Origin of the sequence: Noviherbaspirillum aridicola, assembly GCF_019656455.1 — a bacterium.
Taxonomy (GTDB): Bacteria; Pseudomonadota; Gammaproteobacteria; order Burkholderiales; family Burkholderiaceae_D; genus Noviherbaspirillum; species Noviherbaspirillum aridicola.
This window is the reverse complement of sequence record NZ_BPMK01000004.1, coordinates 147,972-167,509: the sequence shown is the minus strand read 5'-3', so window position 1 is coordinate 167,509 and position 19,538 is coordinate 147,972. Positions and strand designations below refer to the sequence as shown.

Sequence of the window (19,538 nt, the reverse complement as noted above, 5' to 3'; positions counted from 1 at the left end):
ACCTTGATTTCCTTGATCGGCAACCGGCTCGGCTGGCTCAGGAGCGGCCTGTTCTGGCGTACCTTCTTCCTGCTCGCGTTCCTGATTGCCGCCAGCGTGACGACCTGGGTCGCAAGCTTCAGCGTGGTGGAGCGCGAGCCGCGCGCCCAGCAGATGGCCGCACAGGTCATTTCCATCGTCACCATCACCCGCGCCGCCCTCACCCACTCCGCGCCCGATCTGCGGCGCGAGCTGCTGTTCGATCTCGCGAGCAACGAGGGCATCCGCATCTATCCGCTCGAAGCCACCGACGTGGTGGAGCCCGCCGTCGCCACGGATGTGATGAAGGTGCTCGAAGCACACGTCAAGGCAAGGCTCGGCGAGCAGACCAAGTTCGCGGGCAAGGTCAATGACGTGGCCGGCTTCTGGGTCAGCTTCATGATCGAAGACGACGAATACTGGCTGCGGCTCGACCGCGAACGGATAGAGGGCGTGTCGGGCATACAGTGGCTGGGGCTCGGCACGGCGACGCTGTTGCTCTCGCTGCTGGGCGCGGTGTTCATCTCCCGACTGATCAACCAGCCGTTGGCGCGGATCACCGCCGCCACCCGGGCAATCGCAAAGGGCAAGGCGCCGAGCCCGCTGCCGGAACGCGGGCCGACCGAGATCCGCGAAGCCAACCGCAGCTTCAACCAGATGGTGGCCGACCTCAACCGCGTCGAAAGCGACCGCGCCGTCATCCTGGCGGGCATCTCGCATGATCTGCGCACGCCCCTGGCGCGCATGCAGCTCGAGGTCGAAATGGCCGGCCTGAACGACGACGCGCGGGAGGGCATGCAATCCGACCTGGCCCAAATGGATGCGATCATCGGCCAGTTCCTCGAGTACGCAAAACCCTCGGATACCACCAACTCCGCCAGCGTCAACCTCACCGCCTTGCTCGACGAGTGCACGCATGAGGCATCCCGGCTGGCGGATGTGCAGATCCACAGCGACATCGCCAAGGACGTCAACGTCTTCGGCAACGCGACCGAACTCAAGCGCATCATCGCCAACCTGATAGAGAACGCGAGACGCTACGGCAAGACGCCGGAGACCGGCATCGCCCGCATCGACATCTCCTGCAAGACGCAGGGGAACAATGTCGTGGTGGAACTCGCGGATCATGGCCCCGGCGTCCCGGACCATGAAATGGAAAGGCTGCTCAGACCGTTCACCCGTCTCGACGCCGCACGCGGCCAGGCCAACGGCGCGGGACTCGGCCTGGCCATCGTCGACCGTATCGTCAAGCGTCATCACGGTACGCTCAAACTGTCCAACAATCCCGACGGCGGCTTGCGCATCCGCATCAACTTTCCCGTCACCGGCACCCTGGGCTGAGCGCCGTCATCCTGAACTTCCCCCGGCCGACCGGATCACACCGCTTGTCATGTTCCTGCGGGACAGGCCTGTGCGCGCCGGCGTGGACCGGCTCGCGATGCGTCAACCATATCGAGGAATCGCCATGGCCACACCTTCGTCTTCCAGTTCATCAGGCACCCCGAATCACCTGAAGCCCGGGGATGAGGCGCAACCCGGCGCGCCCGGCACGGGTGAAGACTTGTGCGACGACTGCGGCGGACGCGGCAAGCGCGCCGACGGCAGCCAGTGCCCGACCTGCGAAGGCACCGGGCGGGTCGTGCGGGGCATAGGGGGCGGTTAAGTCCTGCTCGGATACAGCAAGGCGATCGCCTCCGCGGCGATGCCCTCTTCGCGGCCGACGAAACCCAGTTTTTCATTGGTCTTGGCCTTGACGTTGACCTGGCCGGGGGCAATGCCGAGATCGGCGGCGATGTTTTCCGCCATCCGCGCGATATGCGGCGCCATCCTGGGTGCCTGCGCGATGATGGTGGAGTCGATATTGCCGATCGCATAGCCCGCTTCCGCCACCCGGCTTCCGGCCTCCCGCAGCAGGACGCGCGAGTCGGCGCCTGCAAAGCGGGCGTCGGTATCGGGAAAATGCCGGCCGATGTCGCCGAGGCCGGCCGCCCCGAGCAGCGCGTCGGTGATTGCGTGGAGCAGCACGTCGGCGTCGGAATGACCGAGCAGACCGTTGGCATGCGGAATGGTCACGCCGCCGACGACCAGCTTGCGTCCGGGCACCAGCGCATGACAGTCATAGCCCTGGCCCACACGGTACGGGGGAAGATTCATCCAAGTCCTTTCATATGCAGTTCGGCCAGGGCGAGATCGTGCGGCAGCGTGATCTTGAAGTTGCGCGGGCTGCCCTCGACCAGTTTCGGCTTCAGTCCGAGCCGCTCGATGGCGCCGGCTTCGTCGGTCACGTCCGGCGCCTGTTCCAGCGCCCGGGTAAGCAGTCCGTGGCGGAACATCTGCGGTGTCTGCGCCGCCCACAACTGCTCGCGCGGCACCGTCCGCTCGGCGCGTCCGTCGTCGTCGCTGCGCTTGAGGGTGTCGACCACGGGCAGCGCCAGCAGGCCGCCCACACGGTCCTCCGCCAGCGCATGCGCAAGCCGTTCTATCAGCGCCACCGTCAGCCCCGGCCTTGCCGCGTCATGCACCAGGACCCAGTCCTCCTCGTTGGCATGATCGGCGAGCGCGCGCAGACCGCCGAGCACCGACTCCCTGCGCGTCGCCCCGCCCTTGCGGACGATGCTCAGGCGCGGCCAGGCCTGCCCCGCTTTCACGGCCAGGTCATCGATATAGCCATCCTCCGGGCTGACCACGACGACGACGCCGGCAATCGACGGCGCCGCGTGAAACGTGTCGATCACATGCGCGAGGACAGGCTTGCCCGCCAGGTCGAGGTATTGCTTGGGATGGGAGGCGCCCATGCGCGAGCCGACGCCGGCGGCGGGGATGAGGGCGAAATGACGGGCTGGATTCATGCGAAGGCAAGGCGATGCGTGCCCGGCGCCTCCGGCCGGGATCAGGCAGCTGGTTTATAATCGGCGGATATTTTCTCACAGTCGAAGCACGCGCGATGTGCCGCACAGGCGCCGTCGCGTGTTGTCCATTGATGTCCTTCGATCTCAAAAAATCCCTTCCCAGGTCTGGTCACCGATTCGTCCCGCCCGCCGCGCACGGGTCCGCCGATGCCTTTCTGCTTGCGCGCGCCGCGGCCGAACTGAAGCAGCAGAAGCGCATGCTGACGGTGGTCGTGGCCGGCGCCAGCGAGGCGCAGCGCCTGCTCAATGAAATCCCCTGGTTCGCCGGCAAGGACGCACTGCGCTGCCACCTGCTGCCGGACTGGGAAACCCTGCCCTACGACGCTTTCTCGCCCCACCAGGACCTCGTGTCGGAACGGCTGGCGACGCTGCATGAGGTGCGCAGCGGCGCCTGCGACGTGCTGATCGTGCCGGCGGCCACCGCCCTGCTGCGCATGGCGCCGCCGTCGTTCCTCGCGGCGTACACCTTCTTTTTCAAGAAGGGCGAGACGCTCGACGAGGCACGTCTCAGGCAGCAGCTGACGCTGGCCGGCTATACGCATGTGAGCCAGGTCATGTCGCCCGGCGAGTACTCGGTGCGCGGCGGCCTGATCGACCTGTTCCCGATGGGCTCGGCGCTGCCGTACCGCCTCGACCTGTTCGGCGACACCATCGAGACCATCCGCACCTTCGACGCCGATACCCAGCGCTCGCTCTATCCGGTGCCCGAGGTGCGTCTGCTTCCCGGCCGGGAATTCCCCATGGACGAGGCGGCACGTACTGCATTCCGGAGCCGCTGGCGCGAGGAATTCGAGGGCGACCCGTCCAGGTATGCGATCTACAAGGACATCGGCAACGGCATCGCTTCGGCCGGCATCGAGTACTACCTGCCGCTGTTCTTCGAGCAGACCGCCACCCTGTTCGAATACCTGCCGCAGGAGACGGCGCTCGCCACCGTGGGCGACATCGAGGCGGCGATCAGGCGCTTCTGGAGCGATACCGAGTCGCGCTTCAAATTCCTGAAGGCCGACCGCGAACGCCCGTTGCTGCCGCCGGACCGGCTGTTCCTGACCGACGAGGATTTCTTCACCCTGGCCAAACCGCACGGACGCTGGGTGATCGAGCAGTCCGACGAGCCTTCCGTCCTGTCCGCGCCGCTGCCGAATATCGCGGTCAACCGGCGGGCGGACGATCCGCTGGCGAACCTCCGCGCCTACCTGCTGCGCACCGGGAAACGGGTCATGCTGTGCGCGGATTCCGGCGGCCGCCGGGAGACGCTGCAACAGTATTTCCGCGATTTCGACCTGCATCCCGTGCTGTGCGACGGCTTCGAAGACTTCGCCTCGCGCGGGGACCGGCTGGTGCTGGGCATTGCGCCGCTGCAACAGGGCTTCGAACTGGGGCCGGAATTCGGCGATCTCGCTTTCATCACCGAGACCGAACTCTACGCGGGCACGGGACGCCGCGCCGGACGCCGCAAGCAGGAAGCGGTGACCCAGGTCGAGTACATGGTGCGCGACCTGTCGGAGCTGAAGGTCGGCGACCCGGTGGTGCACGAGAATCACGGCATCGGCCGCTACATGGGCCTGGTCAGCATGGACCTCGGCGAAGGCGAAACCGAATTCCTGCACCTGGAGTATGCGAAAGAGACCAAGCTTTACGTGCCGGTGTCGCAACTGCACGTGATCTCCCGCTACTCGGGCGCATCGCCGGAAGACGCGCCGCTGCATGCGCTCGGTTCCGGCCAGTGGGAAAAGGCCAAGCGCAAGGCCGCTCAGCAGATACGCGACACGGCCGCCGAACTGCTCAACCTGTACGCACGCCGCGCCGCGCGCCAGGGCCATTCCTTCCAGTATTCGGCGCGCGACTATGAAGCCTTCGCCGAGAGCTTCGGCTTCGAGGAGACGCCCGACCAGAGCGCGGCGATCAATGCGGTGATCAAGGACATGACCAGCGGCCAGCCGATGGACCGGCTGATCTGCGGCGACGTCGGCTTCGGCAAGACCGAGGTGGCGCTGCGCGCGGCTTTCGTCGCGGTCATGGGCGGCAAGCAGGTCGCGATCCTGGCGCCCACCACGCTGCTGGCGGAACAGCACGCGCAGACATTTGCCGACCGCTTCGCCGACTGGCCGGTGAAGATCGCCGAACTGTCGCGCTTCCGCACCGGCAAGGAAGTCAGCACCGCGATCAAGGGCCTGGCCGAGGGCACGATAGACATCGTGATCGGTACGCACAAGCTGTTGTCGAGCGAGGTCAAGTTCGCCCGCCTCGGCCTGGTCATCATCGACGAGGAACACCGCTTCGGCGTGCGCCAGAAGGAAGCGCTCAAGGCCCTGCGCGCCGAGGTCGACGTGCTGACCCTGACGGCGACGCCGATTCCCCGCACACTGGGCATGGCGCTCGAAGGCCTGCGCGACTTTTCGGTGATCGCCACCGCGCCGCAGAAGCGGCTCGCGATCAAGACCTTCGTCCGTCGCGAGGACGACTCGGTGATCCGCGAAGCCTGCCTGCGCGAACTCAAGCGCGGCGGCCAGGTGTACTTCCTGCACAACGAGGTGGAAACCATCCTCAACCGCAAGGCCATGCTGGAAGCCCTGCTTCCCGAGGCCCGCATCGCGGTCGCGCACGGCCAGATGCATGAGCGCGAACTGGAAAAAGTGATGCGTGATTTCGTCACCCAGCGCTACAACATCCTGCTGTGCACCACGATCATCGAGACCGGCATCGACGTCCCCACCGCCAACACCATCATCATGCACCGCGCCGACAAGTTCGGCCTGGCGCAGCTGCACCAGCTGCGCGGACGCGTGGGCCGCTCGCACCACCAGGCCTATGCCTACCTGCTCGTGCATGACGTCAGCGGCCTGAGCAAGCAGGCGCAGCGGCGCCTGGAAGCGATCCAGCAGATGGAAGAGCTGGGCAGCGGCTTCTACCTCGCGATGCACGACCTGGAGATCCGCGGCGCCGGCGAGGTGCTCGGCGAGAACCAGTCGGGAGAAATGCAGGAGATCGGCTTCCAGCTGTATTCCGACATGCTCAACGAAGCGGTGCGGGCGCTCAAGAATGGCAAGGAGCCGGACCTCGCCGCGCCGCTGTCGCACACCACCGAGATCAATCTGCATGTGCCCGCCCTGCTGCCGCAGGATTACTGCGGCGATGTGCACGAGCGCCTCTCGCTCTACAAGCGATTCGCCAATTGCGACAGCCAGGACAAGGTCGACGCGCTGCAGGAAGAACTCATCGACCGCTTCGGCAAGTTGCCGGACCCGGCCAAGGCGCTGATCGACACCCACCGGCTGCGGATCGCGGCGACGGCCGTCGGCATTGTTAAAATCGATGCCCACGCCGAGTCGGCGGTGCTGCAGTTCCAGCCGAATCCGCCGGTCGACGCGATGCGCATCATCGAACTCGTGCAGAAGAATCGCCACATCCGGCTGCACGGCCAGGACAAGCTGCGCATTACGGCGGCGATGCCCGATCTCGCGGCGCGCGTCAACCAGGTCAAGACCACGATACGCGCGCTGCAGTCCGCGCCGGCGGCAGCAACGAAATGAACAACCAGCAGGCAGCACGACATACCGCCACCTTCACAGCCAACGCATGAATCTGATCCTCCAGGGCCTGAACCCCGACCCCGCCTCCGTCTCCCGCATCGCCAGCCTCGCAGGCGGCCGCCGCACCGAACCGATCGGCGCCCATGCCTGGCGCTGCGTGGACGTCCAGTTCTCGGAAGGCCTCAAGGCGGAAATCGACGCCGCCTGCCTTGCCGCCCGGCTCGACTATGCGTTTGCCGCCCCCGGGCGCAGGCTGTCGGACTTCGGCCTGGTTGCGATGGACATGGACTCCACCCTGATCACCATCGAGTGCATCGACGAGATCGCCGACATGCAGGGCCTCAAGCCGCAGGTCGCGGAAATCACCGAAGCCGCGATGCGGGGCGAAATCGAATTCCGCGAAAGCCTGGCACGCCGGGTGGCCCTGCTCAAGGGGCTGGATGCCTCCGCGCTGCAGCGCGTGTACGACGAACGCCTGCGGCTGTCGCCCGGGGCGGAAAACATGCTGGCCGCGGTCCGCGCGGCCGGCCTCAAGACCCTGCTGGTGTCCGGCGGCTTCACCTTCTTCACCGACAGGATGAAAGAGCGCCTCGGCCTGGACTTCACGCACTCCAACGAACTCGAGATCGTCGACGGCAGGCTGACCGGCAGGGTGGTCGGCGGCATTGTCGATGCGGAAGAAAAGAAGCGGACCGTCGAGCGCGTCTGCGCCCAGCTTGGCATTGATGCGAAGAAATCGATCGTGATGGGCGACGGCGCCAACGACCTGAAAATGATGGCGATTGCCGGCATGTCGGTCGCTTTCCGCGCCAAGCCGGTGGTCCGTGCGCAGGCCGACGTGGCCTTGAATTTTGTGGGACTTGACGGAATCTTATCGCTGTTCGAGTGATCTTTATTTGCAGGTAACCATCACGGAGGCCAGATGTCGCAGGAACTCGTACTCGATTCGCGCTTGCAGTCCGCCAAGAATCTCGCGTGGTGGCTTTACCTGCTGCACGGGATCAGTTTCCTGTTCTCGCTCGGCGCCTTTTCCTGGATCCCTCTGATCATCAACTACATCAAGCGGGATGATGCGGCCGGCACCTTCGTCCACAGCCATCACAGCTGGCAGATCCGCTCGTTCTGGTGGTACCTGTTCTGGATGGTCGTCGGCGGCATCCTGTTCGCCACGGTGATCGGCATTCCGCTCGCCTGGCTGATCTGGACCGGCGCCTGGGTCTGGAAGGCCTACCGTCTGATCAAGGGCCTGCTCGACCTCACCGACAACAAGCCGATGAAGATCTAGCCGGAGACGGCCCGGGCAGTCTCCCGGGCCACCGGCTAGAGCGCCCCGAACGCCTGCTCGATGTCGGCGATCAGGTCGTCCGGCTCTTCCAGTCCGATATTGAAACGCACCAGCTGCCCCTTGCCCTGCCAGCCGCGGCGCATGTCCTGGATGCGATACGGCACGCACAGGCTGTGCGCGCCGCCCCAGCTGTAACCTATCTTGAAGAATTTCAGGCTGTCGATGAAACGGTCGGTCTGGGCTTCCGCATAGCGTTCGTCGAAGACCACGGAAAACAGTCCGCCCGCCCCGCTGAAATCTCGCTTCCATGTCTCGTGGCCCGGGCAGTCCTCGAAGGCCGGATGCAGTACGCGCGAGATTTCCGGCCGCTGCTTCAGCCAGGCGGCGACCTTGCGCGCGCCGGCATCATGCGCGTCGAAGCGCAGCTTCATCGTCGGCAGCCCGCGCAGCACGAGATAGGCATCGTCCGCACCGACGCCGAAGCCGATGCGCATGTGCGCCATTTCCATCCGCCGCATCAGCTCGCGGTCGCGCGTGATCACGGCCCCCATCAGCACGTCGGAGCCGCCCGACTGATACTTGGTCAGCGCCTGCATCACGATGTCCACCCCATGGTCGAAGGCGCGGAACGCAATGCCGGCCGACCAGGTGTTGTCGATCGCGACGTGGATATCCTGGCCGGCTTCGCGCCGTGCCTTCACCGCCCGGCAGATGGCGGGAATGTCGGGCACTTCCATCGACACCGATCCCGGCGCCTCCGTCCAGACCAGCCGGGTATTCGGCCGGATCAGCTCCGCAATGCCCTCGCCGGCCATCGGATCGTAGAAGCGCGTGGTGATGCCGTAGTCCTGCGCCAGCCAGCGTCCCAGCTCCCGGTTGGGGTTGTAGACATTGTCGGGTATCAGGAGATCGTCGCCGCTGCGCAGCAGGCCGAAATCCACCATGGCGATCGCCGCCAGGCCGCTCGGCGCGAGCACGCAGTGGCTGCCGCCCTCGATTTCGGCGAGCCGCGCCTCCAGCGTGAAGGTGGTGGGCGTGCCGTGCAGGCCATAGGTGTAGCCGCTCTTGTCCTGCCAGTTGCGCGCCCTCAGCGCGGCCACGTCCTTGAAGAGGACCGTCGAGGCGTGATGAATGGCATGGGGCAGCGCGCCGAAGCCTTCCGGCGCCCGGTAGTCGGTGTGAATCAGGGAGGTTTGCAGCGCCTTGCGGGTGGTCACTCTTCGCTCCGTGGTGAGATGGGTCCTGTTATTTTGCCGCAGCCGCGCCCGTCGTGCGCCGGGTGTCCGCTGGTCGGACGATGCGCAGGCTGAACGGCCTGCTTTCCTTGCCGTCGGCCGACAGCCACTGGCCGCTGAAGCTGTCGCCGCTCAGCTTGCCGTTCCACTCGCCGGAGATGCTGGTGCCGTTTTCGGACTCTTCGAGGAAGACGTCCTCTCCCTCGATTTCGCCGGCGAGCAGCACTTTCAGCGACTGCCCGAACCGGAAGTAGTCGCCTTCCACGCCATCCGCAAACTCTTCCTTGGCGCGCAGATTCATCTGGATCGGGTCGCCGCCGAGCGTGCCGCGCAGGGCGACCGGCTCGATGAACAGCTGCTTCGCATCGGCCGCCACGCCGGCAAGCGGCGCGGCCAGCGTGCAGACGAGCGCCGCCGCGCGAAATGCCTGGCGCATCATGCCTCGGCCCACATGTCGTGGGCGTCGGCGGCGGTGATCCGCACGTCGACGAACTCGCCGACCTTGAGCTTGCGGTGCGGCTCGAACGGCGGCTTCACGTAGACCACGCCGTCGATTTCAGGCGCATCGGCGGCGGACCGTCCGACGCCGCCCGAGGAATCCACCTCGTCGATCAGCACGCGGATGGTCTTGCCGACGCGCTGCTGCAGCCGCTTGCGCGAAATCCCTTCCTGCAAAGCCATCACCTGCGCGCGGCGTTCCTCGCGCAGCGCTTCGGGCACGGGATCGGGCAGCGCATTGGCGGTGGCGCCTTCCACCGGCGAGTAGGCGAAGCAGCCGAGGCGGTCGATCTCCGCTTCCTTCAGAAAATCGAGCAGATAGGCGAACTCCGCTTCGGTCTCGCCCGGGAAGCCGGCGATGAAGGTGGAGCGGACGGTGAGGTCCGGGCACAGCTTGCGCCAGGCCTGGATGCGCTCGATGTTCTTCTCGCCGTTGGCGGGACGCTTCATGCGCTTGAGCACATCCGGGTGCGCATGCTGCAGCGGCACATCGAGATAAGGCAGCACCCGGCCGTCGGCCATCAGCGGGATGATGTCGTCCACGTGCGGATACGGGTAGACATAGTGCAGGCGCACCCACGCGCCGTATGCCGCCGCCAGCTCGCCGAGCGCGGTGACCAGCTGGGTCATGTGGGTCCTGATCGGCTTGCCGTTCCAGAAGCCGGTGCGGAATTTCACGTCGACGCCGTAGGCGCTGGTGTCCTGGGAAATCACCAGCAATTCCTTCACGCCGGACTTGAACAGGTTTTCCGCCTCCAGCATGATCTCGCCGATCGGACGCGACACCAGGTCGCCGCGCATGGACGGGATGATGCAGAAGCTGCAGCGATGGTTGCAGCCCTCGGAGATCTTCAGATAGGCATAGTGCCTGGGCGTGAGCTTGACGCCGGCCGCCGGCACCAGGTCGAGGAAAGGATCGTGCGGCTTGGGCAGGTGCTTGTGGACCGCCGCCATCACTTCGCCGACCGCATGCGGGCCGGTCACTTCCAGCACCTTCGGATGCACGCTCTGGATGATGTCCTTGCCGTCGATGTCCTTCTTGGCGCCGAGGCAGCCGGTGACGATGACCTTGCCGTTTTCATTGAGCGCCTCGCCGATCGCATCCAGCGATTCCTGCACGGCGGCGTCGATGAAGCCGCAGGTATTGACGATGACGAGGTCGGCGCCGTCGTAGGACTTGGCGGTTTCGTAACCTTCGGCGCGCAGCTGGGTGAGGATCTGTTCCGAGTCGACCAGGGCTTTCGGGCAGCCCAGCGAGACGAAGCCGACTTTCGGCGTTTGGGAGGGGTTGGACATGGCAGGAATAACGGGTACAGGCGAATCCGCTATTGTACCCGTTCATGCACCCGGAGCCGGAGCCCCGGGTGGTCTTGCCATTCCGTCAGCGGCCGGGCCGCGGCCTACTTGCGGTTCTTGTCGGGCGGGGTGAAGGGGAAGGCGCCGAACATGTTCTTGGTCTGGTTCTGCATCTGCTCCTGCATCTGCACGAACAGGTTCTTGCTCTGCTCGATGTAGTTGCTCATCATCCCCTGCATCATCGGCCCCTGGACGTTCATGAACTGCGTCCACATCTCCTGGCTGAAGGGCTTGCCTTCATAAAAGCCCTTGGAGCTTTCGGCGAGCTTGTTCTGGATGTCGATGAAGGCCTGGATGTTCTTTTCCAGGTAGGAGCCCATCATGCCCTGCATGGCATGGCCGTAGTAGCGAATGATCTGCGAGAGCGCGCCGCTGGAAAACATGGGCGTGCCGTTGGCTTCTTCCTCCAGGATGATCTGCAGCAGGATGCTGCGGGTGAGGTCTTCGTCGGACTTGGCGTCGACCACGGTGAATTCCTCGTTGTCCAGCACCAGCTGCTTCACATCGGCAAGGGTGATGTAGGAACTGGTCTGGGTGTCGTACAGGCGGCGGTTCGGATACTTCTTGATCAAGCGCTCTGTAATCTTTTTTGCACTATTCATCGAATTTTCCATATCTACGCAGCCCCGTGCTGCCATTACTCAAAAGCGAACGTTCGTTCGCCCCGAAGCCTGACTCATTATAGTGCGGAACTACCGGCTGACATGCAATTCCGCAGGCGCCGGCACGGCCTCTTGTTTTTCCGACAAGAGACCGTTTCCCCCCGCGCGTTTTCCCTCTCCTATTCGGCCTTCACCTTCACGTAGCGTCCCGGGGCCGGCTCGATCGGCGCATACGCCGCGCTGCCCGGCTTGCGGGGCGCCGCCACTTGTTCGCCCGCATGGGCGGCGAGGAACTTCGCCCATTCCGGCCACCAGCTGCCCGGGTGCTCGGTCGCCTCGGCCAGCCACTGCTGGTGGCTGGCCGCCGGCTGCTCATTGGTCCAGTAGCTGCGCTTTTTCTTGGCCGGCGGATTGATGACACCGGCGATGTGCCCCGAGGCGCCGAGGATGAAGCGGTTGCGGCCGGCCTTGCCGGGGTTCAGCAGGCCGACCGATGCATAAGCGGAATTCCAGGGCACGATGTGGTCTTCGCGCGAGCCGTAGACGAAGGCCGGCGCGTCGATCGCGGCGAGGTCGATCGGCTCGCCGGCCACGCTGACCTGTCCCGGTTCGCGCAGGCGGTTTTCGAGGTACATGTTGCGCAGGTACCAGCAGAACATCGGCCCCGGGAGATTGGTCGCATCGGCGTTCCAGTACAGCAGGTCGAACGGCGGCGGATCCTCGCCCTTCAGATAATTTGACTTGACGTAGTTCCAGACCAGGTCGTTGGGACGCAGGCTGGAGAAGGTCGCCGTGAAATCGCGGCCGGGCATGAGGCCGCCCTTGCCGATCGACTGTTCGCGCATCGCCACCTGGGCCTCGTCCACGTAGACGTCGATGACGCCGACGTCGGAGAAATCGAGCAGCGTGGTCAGCAGGGTCAGGCTGGCGACGGGATTTTCTCCGCGCCCGTACAGCAGGGCGAGCGCGGAGGCCAGCAGCGTGCCGCCGACGCAAAAGCCGAGCGCATTGATCTGGTCCTGTCCGGTGATTTCGCTGACCACGCCGATCGCCTTGACCACGCCGTCGAGGATGTAGTCGTCCCAGCTCAGGTGGCCGAGCGTCGCGTCGGGGTTGCACCAGGAAACCAGGAACACCGTGTGGCCCTGCTCGATGGCGTAGCGCACCAGCGAATTCTCGGGCTGCAGATCGAGGATGTAGTACTTGTTGATGCAGGGCGGCACCAGCAGCAGCGGGCGCTCGTACACCTTCTTGGTCAGCGGCTTGTACTGGATCAGCTGGAACAGCGGGTTTTCGAAGACCACCGAACCCTCGGTGGTGGCGACGTTGCGGCCGACCTCGAAGGCCTTTTCATCGGACTGCGAGATATGGCCCTTCTGCAAGTCTTCCAGCATGTGGGTGATGCCCTTGGCCAGGCTCTCGCCCCGGGTATCGATCACCTTCTGCAGGGCCTCGGGATTGCTGGCCAGGAAATTCGCCGGCGACATCGCATCCACCATCTGCTGTACCGCGAAGCGGATCTTCTGCCTGGCGCGGGGAGTCGCCTGCACCGCGCCCGCCATGGCCATCAGGAAGCGCGCATTGAGCAGATAGGCGGCCGCATTGAAGGCGTGCATCGGGCTCGATTTCCAGTGCGGGTCGCTGAAGCGCCGGTCGGTCAGCGAGGGCGTGCCGCCCTGCAGGACTTCCTGCCACAGCTTGCCGAATTCCTGCATGTACTCCGACTGCAGCGAGGCGAGCGTGCCGGGATCGATGGTGGCGCCGAATTCCTTGATGGTGGCGGTGATCGGCCGGGTGTCGATCGGCGGCTGCAGCTTCAACCAGTCCTGCCATGCGGCCGGGTTGGCGAACTGGGTCGCGAACTGCCTGGTCCAGGCGGCCGGGTCGGCCTTCGGCGGGAGGGTATTCATGCTTGCGTCTCCGATTTCAAGTATGGTTACGGTTTGCCGCGGAATCACACACTGTCATGCACATCGTCGCCATCGCCTGGATTTACGTCGTCCTGATGATGTCGATCACCGAGCATACGGTGGTCGCGGGTGTCATGACCTTCCTGCTCTACGGTGTGATACCTGTGACAATCATTCTATACTTGATGGGTGCTTCCGGACGCAAACGTAAACGCATCCTTGCGGAAAACGCAGAAAGAGCGGCGCGCGAGGCTGAAAGCCGTCCCGCACCGCCTCCCGATTCCGGGAATTGAGTCAGCGCAGCCAGACCAGGCTGGCCATCCTGCCGGTGACGCGGTCGCGGCGGTATGAATAGAAGCTGTCGGGCTCGCTCACCGTGCAGCGCCCTCCTCCGGCGACCTTCTCCACGCCGGCTTCCCGCAGCGTCGCGCGCGCGAGCAGATAGATGTCGGCGAGGAATTTGCCCGGCTGGCCGGGAATCGGGCGGAAGGCATCCGACCTGCCCGGGAAGGCATCCACCACATCCTGTCCGACCTCGAAAGCCTGCGGGCCGATCGCCGGTCCCAGCCATGCCATGATCTCGCCGGCACCCGCTTCCCGCATGCGCGCGGCGGTCGCCTGCAGCACGCCGCCGGCGAGACCGCGCCAGCCGGCGTGGGCGGCGCCGACCGCCTTGCCTTCGGTATCGCAGAACAGCACGGGCAGACAGTCCGCCGTCTGGATCACGCAGACCGCGCCCGGGGCGGAGGCGATGGCGGCATCCGCATCGACGGCGGCCCCCGCGACATCGCCCGCGTCGACCACGCGCACGCCGTGCACCTGATTGAGCCAGGCCGGCTCGGACGGCACATGCGCGCGCAGCAGCGAACGGTTGCGCGCCACCGCCTCCGGATCGTCGCCGACATGCACGCCGAGATTGAGCCCGCCGCCCGCGGGCGCCGCATACGGCCCCGTGCTGACGCCGCCCGCCCGGGTGGTGGACAGTGCCCGGACGCTGGCCGGCGCCGGCCAGTCGGGAATGATGAAATTCATGCCGTTCCCCCTCAGACCGACGGGATGTCGATACCGGCGCGCGCGAGCAGCGCCGCCATGTCCTCCGGCAGCCCGGCGGCCCATTCTTCATGTTCTCCGCTCACCGGGTGCAGCAGGCCGAGACGACAGGCATGCAGCGCCTGGCGCGGGAAGACCGCGGCCAGATGCGGCTTGCCGTAAAGCGGATCGCCGACCAGGCTGAAGCCGGCGGACTGGAAATGCACACGGATCTGGTGCGTGCGGCCGGTCTCGAGCTGGCAGCGCATCAGGCTCACCGGCTTGCCGTCGAGCGCGCCCTGGCCGATGCGCTGGTACTGGGTGGCCGCCGGCCTGGCGGAAGAATGGGTGGAAACCGCCATCTTGACGCGGTCGCGCGGATGGCGTCCGATCGCCGCTTCGATCCGCCCGTTCAGATGCGGCGTTCCCCACACCAGGGCCAGGTACTCCCGCTTGACACTGCGCGCCTGCAGCTGGCGCACCAGATCGGTCTGCGCCTGCAGCGTGCGCGCCACCGTCATCAGTCCGCTGGTCTCCTTGTCGAGGCGGTGCACGATGCCGGCCCGCGGCACGCCCGCCAGGTCCGGGTAGCGGTGCAGCAGGCCATTGAGCAGGGTGCCCGACCAGTTGCCGGCGGCGGGATGCACGACCAGTCCGGCGGGCTTGTTGAGCACCAGGATGGCCTCGTCCTCATGCACGATATCGAGATCGATCGGCTCGGGCTTGAACGAATTGTCCTCCGGCGCCAGCTGCGGCCGCAGGACGATGGTCTCGTCGCCCAGCGCCAGGGCCTTGGCGCGGGCCGGCTGGCCGTCGACGAGCACATGGCCGGCTTCGATCCATTGCTGCAGCCTGCTGCGCGAAAATTCGGGCACCAGCTGGGACAGCACCTTGTCGATGCGCACGCCGCAGTGTTCGGGCGTCAGCCTGAGCGTGATCGGTTCCGGCTGGCCGCCGGCGGATATTTCGTCGTCGACGTCGTCGAACTCGGTTTCGGGAAGAAGGCTGCTCAAAATGGGAAGTGGGTTGGTTGTTTGCAGGAATGTGGCATGGGCTATAATCAGCCCCTTGTTCAGTAGCGCACCTGCACACGTCATGCAAAAAAGATCGTTGAAGTCCGCCGTCCGAGTCCTGGCCCTTGGCCTGGCGCTGGGCCTTTCCGGCTGCGGTATCCTGCCGGAACAGGTTGACGAAACCAGGGGCTGGTCGGCCTCGAGATTATACTCGGAGGCGCGCGACGAACTGAGCGCCGGCAACTACGACAAGGCGATTTCGCATTTCGAGAAGCTGGAAGCGCGCTACCCCTTCGGCACCTACGCGCAGCAGGCGCAGATGGAGATCGCCTACGCCCACTACCGCCAGGGCGAGCAGCCGGAAGCGCTGGCCGCGGTCGACCGCTTCATCAAGCTGCACCCGAATCATCCGAACGTCGACTACATGTACTACCTGCGCGGCCTGATCAATTTCAACGACCGCGCCAGCCTGTTCGACTTCATCAGCCGCCAGGACCCGAGCGAACGCGACCCGAAGTCGGCCCAGGACGCGTTCGAGTCCTTCAAGCAGCTCGCCGAGCGCTTCCCGTCGAGCACCTATACGCCCGATGCGATCGCCCGCATGAAGTATCTGGTCAACGCGCTGGCCCAGCATCACGTGCACGTCGCCAACTACTACTACCGCCGCGGCGCCTATGTCGCCGCCGCCAACCGCGCCCAGCTGGCGGTGACCGAATACCGCGACGCGCCCGCGATCGAGGAAGCGCTGTTCATCATGATGAAGTCCTACGAGGCGATGGGCATGCCGCAGCTGCGCAACGACAGCGAGCGCATCCTGCGCGCCACCTTCCCCAACAGCGAATTCCTGGCCGCCGGCGGCCGCAGGGAAAAGACGCCCTGGTGGAAGGTCTGGTAAGCGCCAGGTCGACACGACGAAAGGCCTCGCAAGCGCGAGGCCTTTTTCATTCAGGCCTCGATGCGCCGCCTGAATACCCAGGTCAGTTCGCCGGAGGCGGCCTCGTCGAAGGCATAGCCCTCGCTGTCGAAGGCCTTGAGCTTTTCCGGCTGGGTGATGCCCTTGCGGGCCGCGTAGCGGGCCATCAGGCCGCGCGCGCGCTTGGCGTAGAAGGAGATGATCTTGTAGCGCCCGCCCTTCCAGTCCTCGAACACCGGCGTGATCACCGGCGCGTTCAGCAGCGCGGGGCGGACCGACCTGAAGTATTCGTCGGAGGCGAGGTTGACGAGCGCTTTGGCCTTGCGCGCGGCAAGCCCGGCATTCAGGGCCTCGGTCACCAGGCTGCCCCAGAAAGCATAGAGATCCTTGCCGCGGGCGTTCGCGAGCCGGGTGCCCATCTCCAGCCGGTAGGGCTGCATCAGGTCGAGCGGACGCAGCACGCCGTAGAGGCCGGATAGAATGCGCAGGTGAGACTGCAGGTAGTCGATCTGCTTGACGCCGAGCGAGCGGGCATCGAGGCCTTCGTACACATCGCCGTTGAAGGCGAACAGCGCGGGGCGCGCATTGCGGGCGGTGAACTTGCTCGACCAGCTCGCGAAACGCCCTGCATTGAGCACCGCAAGGCTGTCCGAGATGGACATCAGCGACGCCAGCTCCGCCGGCGACTTTTCCTTGAGAATCCCGATCAGCTCGGCCGAGTGGGGAATGAAATCCGGGAGGGTGGGCTGGACTTCCGGGGCGGGGGTGTCGTAATCGAGGGACTTGGCGGGAGAAATGACGAGCAGCATGAACAGCAAGGAAACGGAAGAATTGCCCCAATGATACAGAATAGGATAGTGATCGACACCAATGTCTGCCTCGATCTCTTCGTCTTTCACGACCCGCGCTGGCAGGCGCTGAAGTCGGCGCTCAGGGATGGATCGGTGCAGGCGGTGACGCGCAGCGATTGCCGGACCGAGTGGCTGAAGGTGCTCGATTATCGCCACCTGCCGCTGAGCGCGGAAACCCGTCCGGCGGCGATCGCGGAATTCGATGCGCTGATCGCATGCGTCGATGCGCAGCCCGCGCCCGAAGCTGTCCGGCTGCCGGTCTGTTCCGACCCGGACGACCAGAAATTCCTCGAAATCGCACGCGACGCCGGGGCGCACGCGCTGATCACCAAGGACAAAGCCCTGCTCAAGCTCGCCAGGCGCAATGCCCGCGCCGGACTGTTCGCGATTGTCACGCCGGAAAAATGGCTCGCAGGTGGTTAAAATCCCTACTTTCACGCTCAGCCGCTTACGACCATGAACGCACCGATGACCGCCGCCCCGCTCTCCCTGGCTTCCCGCCTGCCGAATGTCGGCACCACGATCTTCACCGTGATGTCTGCGCTCGCCGCCGAAAAGGGCGCGGTCAATCTCGGACAGGGCTTCCCCGATTTCGAGTGCGACCCGGCGCTGGTGGATGCGGTCGGCGCGGCCATGCGCGAAGGCCTGAACCAGTATCCGCCGATGACCGGCGTGCCCGCGCTGAGGGAAGCGATCGCCGCGAAGATCAACACGCTGTACGGCCATGCCTACGACCCGGCAGCGGAAATCACCATCACCGCCGGCGCGACCCAGGCCCTGCTGACCGCGATCCTGTGCAGCGTGCATCCCGGGGATGAAGTGGTGGTGATCGAACCGGTGTACGACAGCTATGTCCCGGCCATCGAGCTGGCGGGCGGCAAACCGGTGTTCGTGCAGATGGAAGTCGGAGCGCAGGGGTATTCCGTCCCCTGGGACAAGGTGCAGGCGGCGGTGTCGCCGAAGACCCGCCTGATCATGATCAACAGCCCGCACAATCCCACCGGCTCCATCCTGCGTCCGGCCGACATGCAGGCACTGGCCGCGATCGTGCGCGGCACCGACATCCTGATCGTGTCGGACGAGGTCTACGAACACATGGTGTACGACGGCGTGCGGCATGAATCGGTGAGCCGCTACCCTGAGCTGGCCGCCCGCGCCTTCGTCGTGTCCAGCTTCGGCAAGACCTATCATGTGACCGGCTGGAAGATCGGCTACGTCGCCGCGCCGGCGCCGCTGATGGCCGAATTCCGCAAGGTCCACCAGTTCAACGTGTTCACCGTGAACACGCCGGTCCAGCATGGTATCGCGCGCTACATGGCCGACCCGGCGCCCTACCTCGACCTGCCCGCGTTCTATCAGCGCAAGCGCGACCTGTTCCGCGACGGCCTCAGGTCGACGCGCCTGCGCCTGCTGCCCGGCGACGGCACCTACTTCCAGTGCGTCGACTATTCCGCCGTTTCTTCGCTGCCGGAAGCGGAGTTCGCCACGTGGCTGACGACGGAGATCGGCGTTGCCGCCATCCCGGTCTCGGCGTTCTACAACCAGCCGCGCGAATCGGGCATTGTCCGCTTCTGCTTCGCGAAGAAGGACGAGACGCTGCGCACGGCGCTCGAGAGACTGGCGAAGATCTGAGCCGGCGCGCGGTCAGACCTGCGCCTGCGGCGCGTGCAGGCGCGGCAGCCCTGCACCGCCTGGACGACGGATGACGATTACTTGCCGCGGGTTTTCATCAACTCCTGATTCGCCTTGCGGTCGGCATTGACCTTCTGCGCCGCCGGCCGCTCGCCGATCATCTTCGCATATTCGCGCACCGGCAGCGCCGCCAGCACATCCTCGCCATAGATGATCTTGGAGGCCATGCCGACCAGCGGCAGGTGTACCAGCGCCGCGCAGTCGGCCATGGTGAAGCTGTCGCCGGCGACATAGGGGGAGAACTTCGCGAGCCGGCCGAAGGCTTCCGCATTGCGCCGGAGAAGTTTCTGCGCGCGTTCCTTCACCTCGTCGGACACCTTGCCGCCGAAGAAGGCCTCGGGATACAGCTCGCGCGCGACCAGCTCGAGGTGCAGCTCCATGAACGTGATCAGCTCGCGCACCTTGGCGGCGGCGAAGGGATCCGCGGGCAGCAGCGGCTTTTCCGGATAGGCTGCCTCGATGTACTCCATCATCACCTGCGACTCGCACAGCGTGCCCTGTTCCGTCTCGAAGAAAGGCACCTTGCCCAGCGGCGAGCGCCTGATGAGTTCGGGCGAGCGATCGGTCCAGACCAGCTCTTCCTCGAACGCGACACCCTTTTCCAGCAGGGCGAACTTGACCTTGTTGTAGTAGTTGCTGACGGCAAAACCGCAGAGCTTGAGCATCATGTCTCCTTGTTCGTTCTGATGATAGG

At 65.3% G+C, this 19,538-nt stretch carries 20 protein-coding genes; 9 read left to right on the top strand and 11 right to left on the bottom strand.

Going from position 1 to position 19,538, the window contains the following annotated elements; genetic code table 11:
- Window positions 1-6 precede the first annotated feature (6 nt).
- Together NCCP691_RS05970 and NCCP691_RS05965 are read left to right on the top strand one after the other, a co-directional pair.
- Window positions 7-1,359 carry an ATP-binding protein gene (locus tag NCCP691_RS05970; RefSeq protein ID WP_220807423.1) on the top strand — a complete coding sequence of 451 codons (1,353 nt, stop codon included), beginning with the start codon at window positions 7-9 and terminating at the stop codon, window positions 1,357-1,359.
- A gap of 124 nt (window positions 1,360-1,483) precedes the next feature.
- Entirely contained in the window at window positions 1,484-1,681 is a 198-nt protein-coding gene (locus tag NCCP691_RS05965) for a hypothetical protein (protein WP_220807336.1), read from the top strand.
- On the opposite strand, the gene ispF is transcribed toward NCCP691_RS05965, so the two are convergent.
- Together ispF and ispD are read right to left on the bottom strand one after the other, a co-directional pair.
- Window positions 1,678-2,172: a 2-C-methyl-D-erythritol 2,4-cyclodiphosphate synthase gene (gene ispF, locus NCCP691_RS05960; RefSeq protein WP_220807335.1), complete on the bottom strand. Its 495-nt coding sequence runs from the start codon at window positions 2,170-2,172 to the stop codon at window positions 1,678-1,680. The two genes, NCCP691_RS05965 and ispF, sit on opposite strands and share 4 nt — an antisense overlap.
- Entirely contained in the window at window positions 2,169-2,867 is a 699-nt protein-coding gene (ispD, locus tag NCCP691_RS05955) for a 2-C-methyl-D-erythritol 4-phosphate cytidylyltransferase (protein ID WP_220807334.1), read from the bottom strand. The genes ispF and ispD overlap by 4 nt, the downstream gene beginning before the upstream one ends.
- A gap of 131 nt (window positions 2,868-2,998) precedes the next feature.
- On the opposite strand from ispD, the gene mfd reads away from it, so the two are divergent.
- From mfd to NCCP691_RS05940, 3 genes are read left to right on the top strand one after another with little or no spacing between them, the layout of a single operon-like run.
- Window positions 2,999-6,460, top strand: coding sequence for a transcription-repair coupling factor (gene mfd / locus NCCP691_RS05950; RefSeq protein ID WP_220807333.1), 3,462 nt, complete (start codon window positions 2,999-3,001; stop codon window positions 6,458-6,460).
- Window positions 6,461-6,506: 46 nt separating this feature from the next.
- Window positions 6,507-7,349: a phosphoserine phosphatase SerB gene (gene serB, locus NCCP691_RS05945; RefSeq protein ID WP_220807332.1), complete on the top strand. Its 843-nt coding sequence runs from the start codon at window positions 6,507-6,509 to the stop codon at window positions 7,347-7,349.
- A gap of 33 nt (window positions 7,350-7,382) precedes the next feature.
- The gene (locus NCCP691_RS05940) at window positions 7,383-7,745 is read left to right on the top strand and encodes a DUF4870 family protein (RefSeq protein WP_220807331.1); all 363 of its coding nucleotides are present in this window, start codon (window positions 7,383-7,385) and stop codon (window positions 7,743-7,745) included.
- Between the two features lie 35 nt (window positions 7,746-7,780).
- On the opposite strand, the gene NCCP691_RS05935 is transcribed toward NCCP691_RS05940, so the two are convergent.
- The 5 genes from NCCP691_RS05935 to phaC all read right to left on the bottom strand — a co-directional run bounded on the left by NCCP691_RS05935 (window position 7,781) and on the right by phaC (window position 13,346).
- On the bottom strand, window positions 7,781-8,962 hold the full coding sequence (locus NCCP691_RS05935) for a cystathionine beta-lyase (protein ID WP_220807330.1): 1,182 nt from the start codon (window positions 8,960-8,962) through the stop codon (window positions 7,781-7,783).
- Window positions 8,963-8,990: 28 nt separating this feature from the next.
- Entirely contained in the window at window positions 8,991-9,419 is a 429-nt protein-coding gene (locus NCCP691_RS05930) for a lipocalin/fatty acid-binding family protein (protein WP_220807329.1), read from the bottom strand.
- Complete coding sequence (gene rimO, locus NCCP691_RS05925; RefSeq protein WP_220807328.1) at window positions 9,416-10,774, bottom strand: 30S ribosomal protein S12 methylthiotransferase RimO; 1,359 nt, start codon at window positions 10,772-10,774, stop codon at window positions 9,416-9,418. The genes NCCP691_RS05930 and rimO overlap by 4 nt, the downstream gene beginning before the upstream one ends.
- Window positions 10,775-10,878: 104 nt before the next feature.
- A complete protein-coding gene (gene phaR, locus NCCP691_RS05920; protein WP_220807327.1) occupies window positions 10,879-11,436 on the bottom strand; it encodes a polyhydroxyalkanoate synthesis repressor PhaR in 558 nt (185 codons plus the stop codon).
- Between the two features lie 179 nt (window positions 11,437-11,615).
- On the bottom strand, window positions 11,616-13,346 hold the full coding sequence (gene phaC, locus NCCP691_RS05915) for a class I poly(R)-hydroxyalkanoic acid synthase (protein WP_220807326.1): 1,731 nt from the start codon (window positions 13,344-13,346) through the stop codon (window positions 11,616-11,618).
- A 56-nt stretch (window positions 13,347-13,402) separates the two neighbouring features.
- Between phaC and NCCP691_RS05910 the strand changes: the two genes are divergently transcribed.
- A complete protein-coding gene (locus NCCP691_RS05910; RefSeq protein ID WP_220807325.1) occupies window positions 13,403-13,639 on the top strand; it encodes a hypothetical protein in 237 nt (78 codons plus the stop codon).
- Between the two features lies 1 nt (window position 13,640).
- On the opposite strand, the gene pgeF is transcribed toward NCCP691_RS05910, so the two are convergent.
- Window positions 13,641-14,378 (bottom strand): peptidoglycan editing factor PgeF, encoded by a 738-nt coding sequence (gene pgeF, locus NCCP691_RS05905; protein WP_220807324.1) that lies wholly within the window; start codon window positions 14,376-14,378, stop codon window positions 13,641-13,643.
- 11 nt (window positions 14,379-14,389) lie between these two features.
- Window positions 14,390-15,415: an RluA family pseudouridine synthase gene (locus NCCP691_RS05900; protein WP_373870325.1), complete on the bottom strand. Its 1,026-nt coding sequence runs from the start codon at window positions 15,413-15,415 to the stop codon at window positions 14,390-14,392.
- Between the two features lie 55 nt (window positions 15,416-15,470).
- Between NCCP691_RS05900 and NCCP691_RS05895 the strand changes: the two genes are divergently transcribed.
- Window positions 15,471-16,283, top strand: coding sequence for an outer membrane protein assembly factor BamD (locus NCCP691_RS05895; RefSeq protein WP_220807322.1), 813 nt, complete (start codon window positions 15,471-15,473; stop codon window positions 16,281-16,283).
- A 50-nt stretch (window positions 16,284-16,333) separates the two neighbouring features.
- Here the strand turns inward: NCCP691_RS05895 and yaaA are convergent, their stop codons facing one another.
- Window positions 16,334-17,110, bottom strand: coding sequence for a peroxide stress protein YaaA (yaaA, locus tag NCCP691_RS05890; RefSeq protein WP_220807321.1), 777 nt, complete (start codon window positions 17,108-17,110; stop codon window positions 16,334-16,336).
- A 30-nt stretch (window positions 17,111-17,140) separates the two neighbouring features.
- On the opposite strand from yaaA, the gene NCCP691_RS05885 reads away from it, so the two are divergent.
- Complete coding sequence (locus NCCP691_RS05885) at window positions 17,141-17,575, top strand: putative toxin-antitoxin system toxin component, PIN family (RefSeq protein ID WP_220807320.1); 435 nt, start codon at window positions 17,141-17,143, stop codon at window positions 17,573-17,575.
- 33 nt (window positions 17,576-17,608) lie between these two features.
- Window positions 17,609-18,784, top strand: a complete 1,176-nt coding sequence (locus NCCP691_RS05880) for a pyridoxal phosphate-dependent aminotransferase (protein ID WP_220807319.1) — start codon at window positions 17,609-17,611, stop codon at window positions 18,782-18,784.
- A gap of 77 nt (window positions 18,785-18,861) precedes the next feature.
- Here NCCP691_RS05880 and NCCP691_RS05875 read toward each other — a convergent pair whose 3' ends face one another.
- Window positions 18,862-19,509, bottom strand: coding sequence for a glutathione S-transferase (locus NCCP691_RS05875; protein ID WP_220807422.1), 648 nt, complete (start codon window positions 19,507-19,509; stop codon window positions 18,862-18,864).
- Window positions 19,510-19,538 lie beyond the last annotated feature (29 nt).

What these genes read in the sequence shown, in the direction of transcription:
- NCCP691_RS05880 (WP_220807319.1), top strand. Translation starts at nt 17,609, where the DNA reads ATGAACGCACCGATGACCGCCGCCCCGCTCTCCCTGGCTTCCCGCCTG.
- rimO (WP_220807328.1), bottom strand. Translation starts at nt 10,774, where the DNA reads ATGTCCAACCCCTCCCAAACGCCGAAAGTCGGCTTCGTCTCGCTGGGC.
- yaaA (WP_220807321.1), bottom strand. Translation starts at nt 17,110, where the DNA reads ATGCTGCTCGTCATTTCTCCCGCCAAGTCCCTCGATTACGACACCCCC.
- NCCP691_RS05910 (WP_220807325.1), top strand. Translation starts at nt 13,403, where the DNA reads ATGCACATCGTCGCCATCGCCTGGATTTACGTCGTCCTGATGATGTCG.
- ispD (WP_220807334.1), bottom strand. Translation starts at nt 2,867, where the DNA reads ATGAATCCAGCCCGTCATTTCGCCCTCATCCCCGCCGCCGGCGTCGGC.
- NCCP691_RS05940 (WP_220807331.1), top strand. Translation starts at nt 7,383, where the DNA reads ATGTCGCAGGAACTCGTACTCGATTCGCGCTTGCAGTCCGCCAAGAAT.
- NCCP691_RS05930 (WP_220807329.1), bottom strand. Translation starts at nt 9,419, where the DNA reads ATGATGCGCCAGGCATTTCGCGCGGCGGCGCTCGTCTGCACGCTGGCC.
- pgeF (WP_220807324.1), bottom strand. Translation starts at nt 14,378, where the DNA reads ATGAATTTCATCATTCCCGACTGGCCGGCGCCGGCCAGCGTCCGGGCA.
- ispF (WP_220807335.1), bottom strand. Translation starts at nt 2,172, where the DNA reads ATGAATCTTCCCCCGTACCGTGTGGGCCAGGGCTATGACTGTCATGCG.
- phaR (WP_220807327.1), bottom strand. Translation starts at nt 11,436, where the DNA reads ATGAATAGTGCAAAAAAGATTACAGAGCGCTTGATCAAGAAGTATCCG.
- serB (WP_220807332.1), top strand. Translation starts at nt 6,507, where the DNA reads ATGAATCTGATCCTCCAGGGCCTGAACCCCGACCCCGCCTCCGTCTCC.
- NCCP691_RS05965 (WP_220807336.1), top strand. Translation starts at nt 1,484, where the DNA reads ATGGCCACACCTTCGTCTTCCAGTTCATCAGGCACCCCGAATCACCTG.
- NCCP691_RS05875 (WP_220807422.1), bottom strand. Translation starts at nt 19,509, where the DNA reads ATGCTCAAGCTCTGCGGTTTTGCCGTCAGCAACTACTACAACAAGGTC.
- mfd (WP_220807333.1), top strand. Translation starts at nt 2,999, where the DNA reads ATGTCCTTCGATCTCAAAAAATCCCTTCCCAGGTCTGGTCACCGATTC.
- NCCP691_RS05895 (WP_220807322.1), top strand. Translation starts at nt 15,471, where the DNA reads ATGCAAAAAAGATCGTTGAAGTCCGCCGTCCGAGTCCTGGCCCTTGGC.
- phaC (WP_220807326.1), bottom strand. Translation starts at nt 13,346, where the DNA reads ATGAATACCCTCCCGCCGAAGGCCGACCCGGCCGCCTGGACCAGGCAG.
- NCCP691_RS05885 (WP_220807320.1), top strand. Translation starts at nt 17,141, where the DNA reads ATGATACAGAATAGGATAGTGATCGACACCAATGTCTGCCTCGATCTC.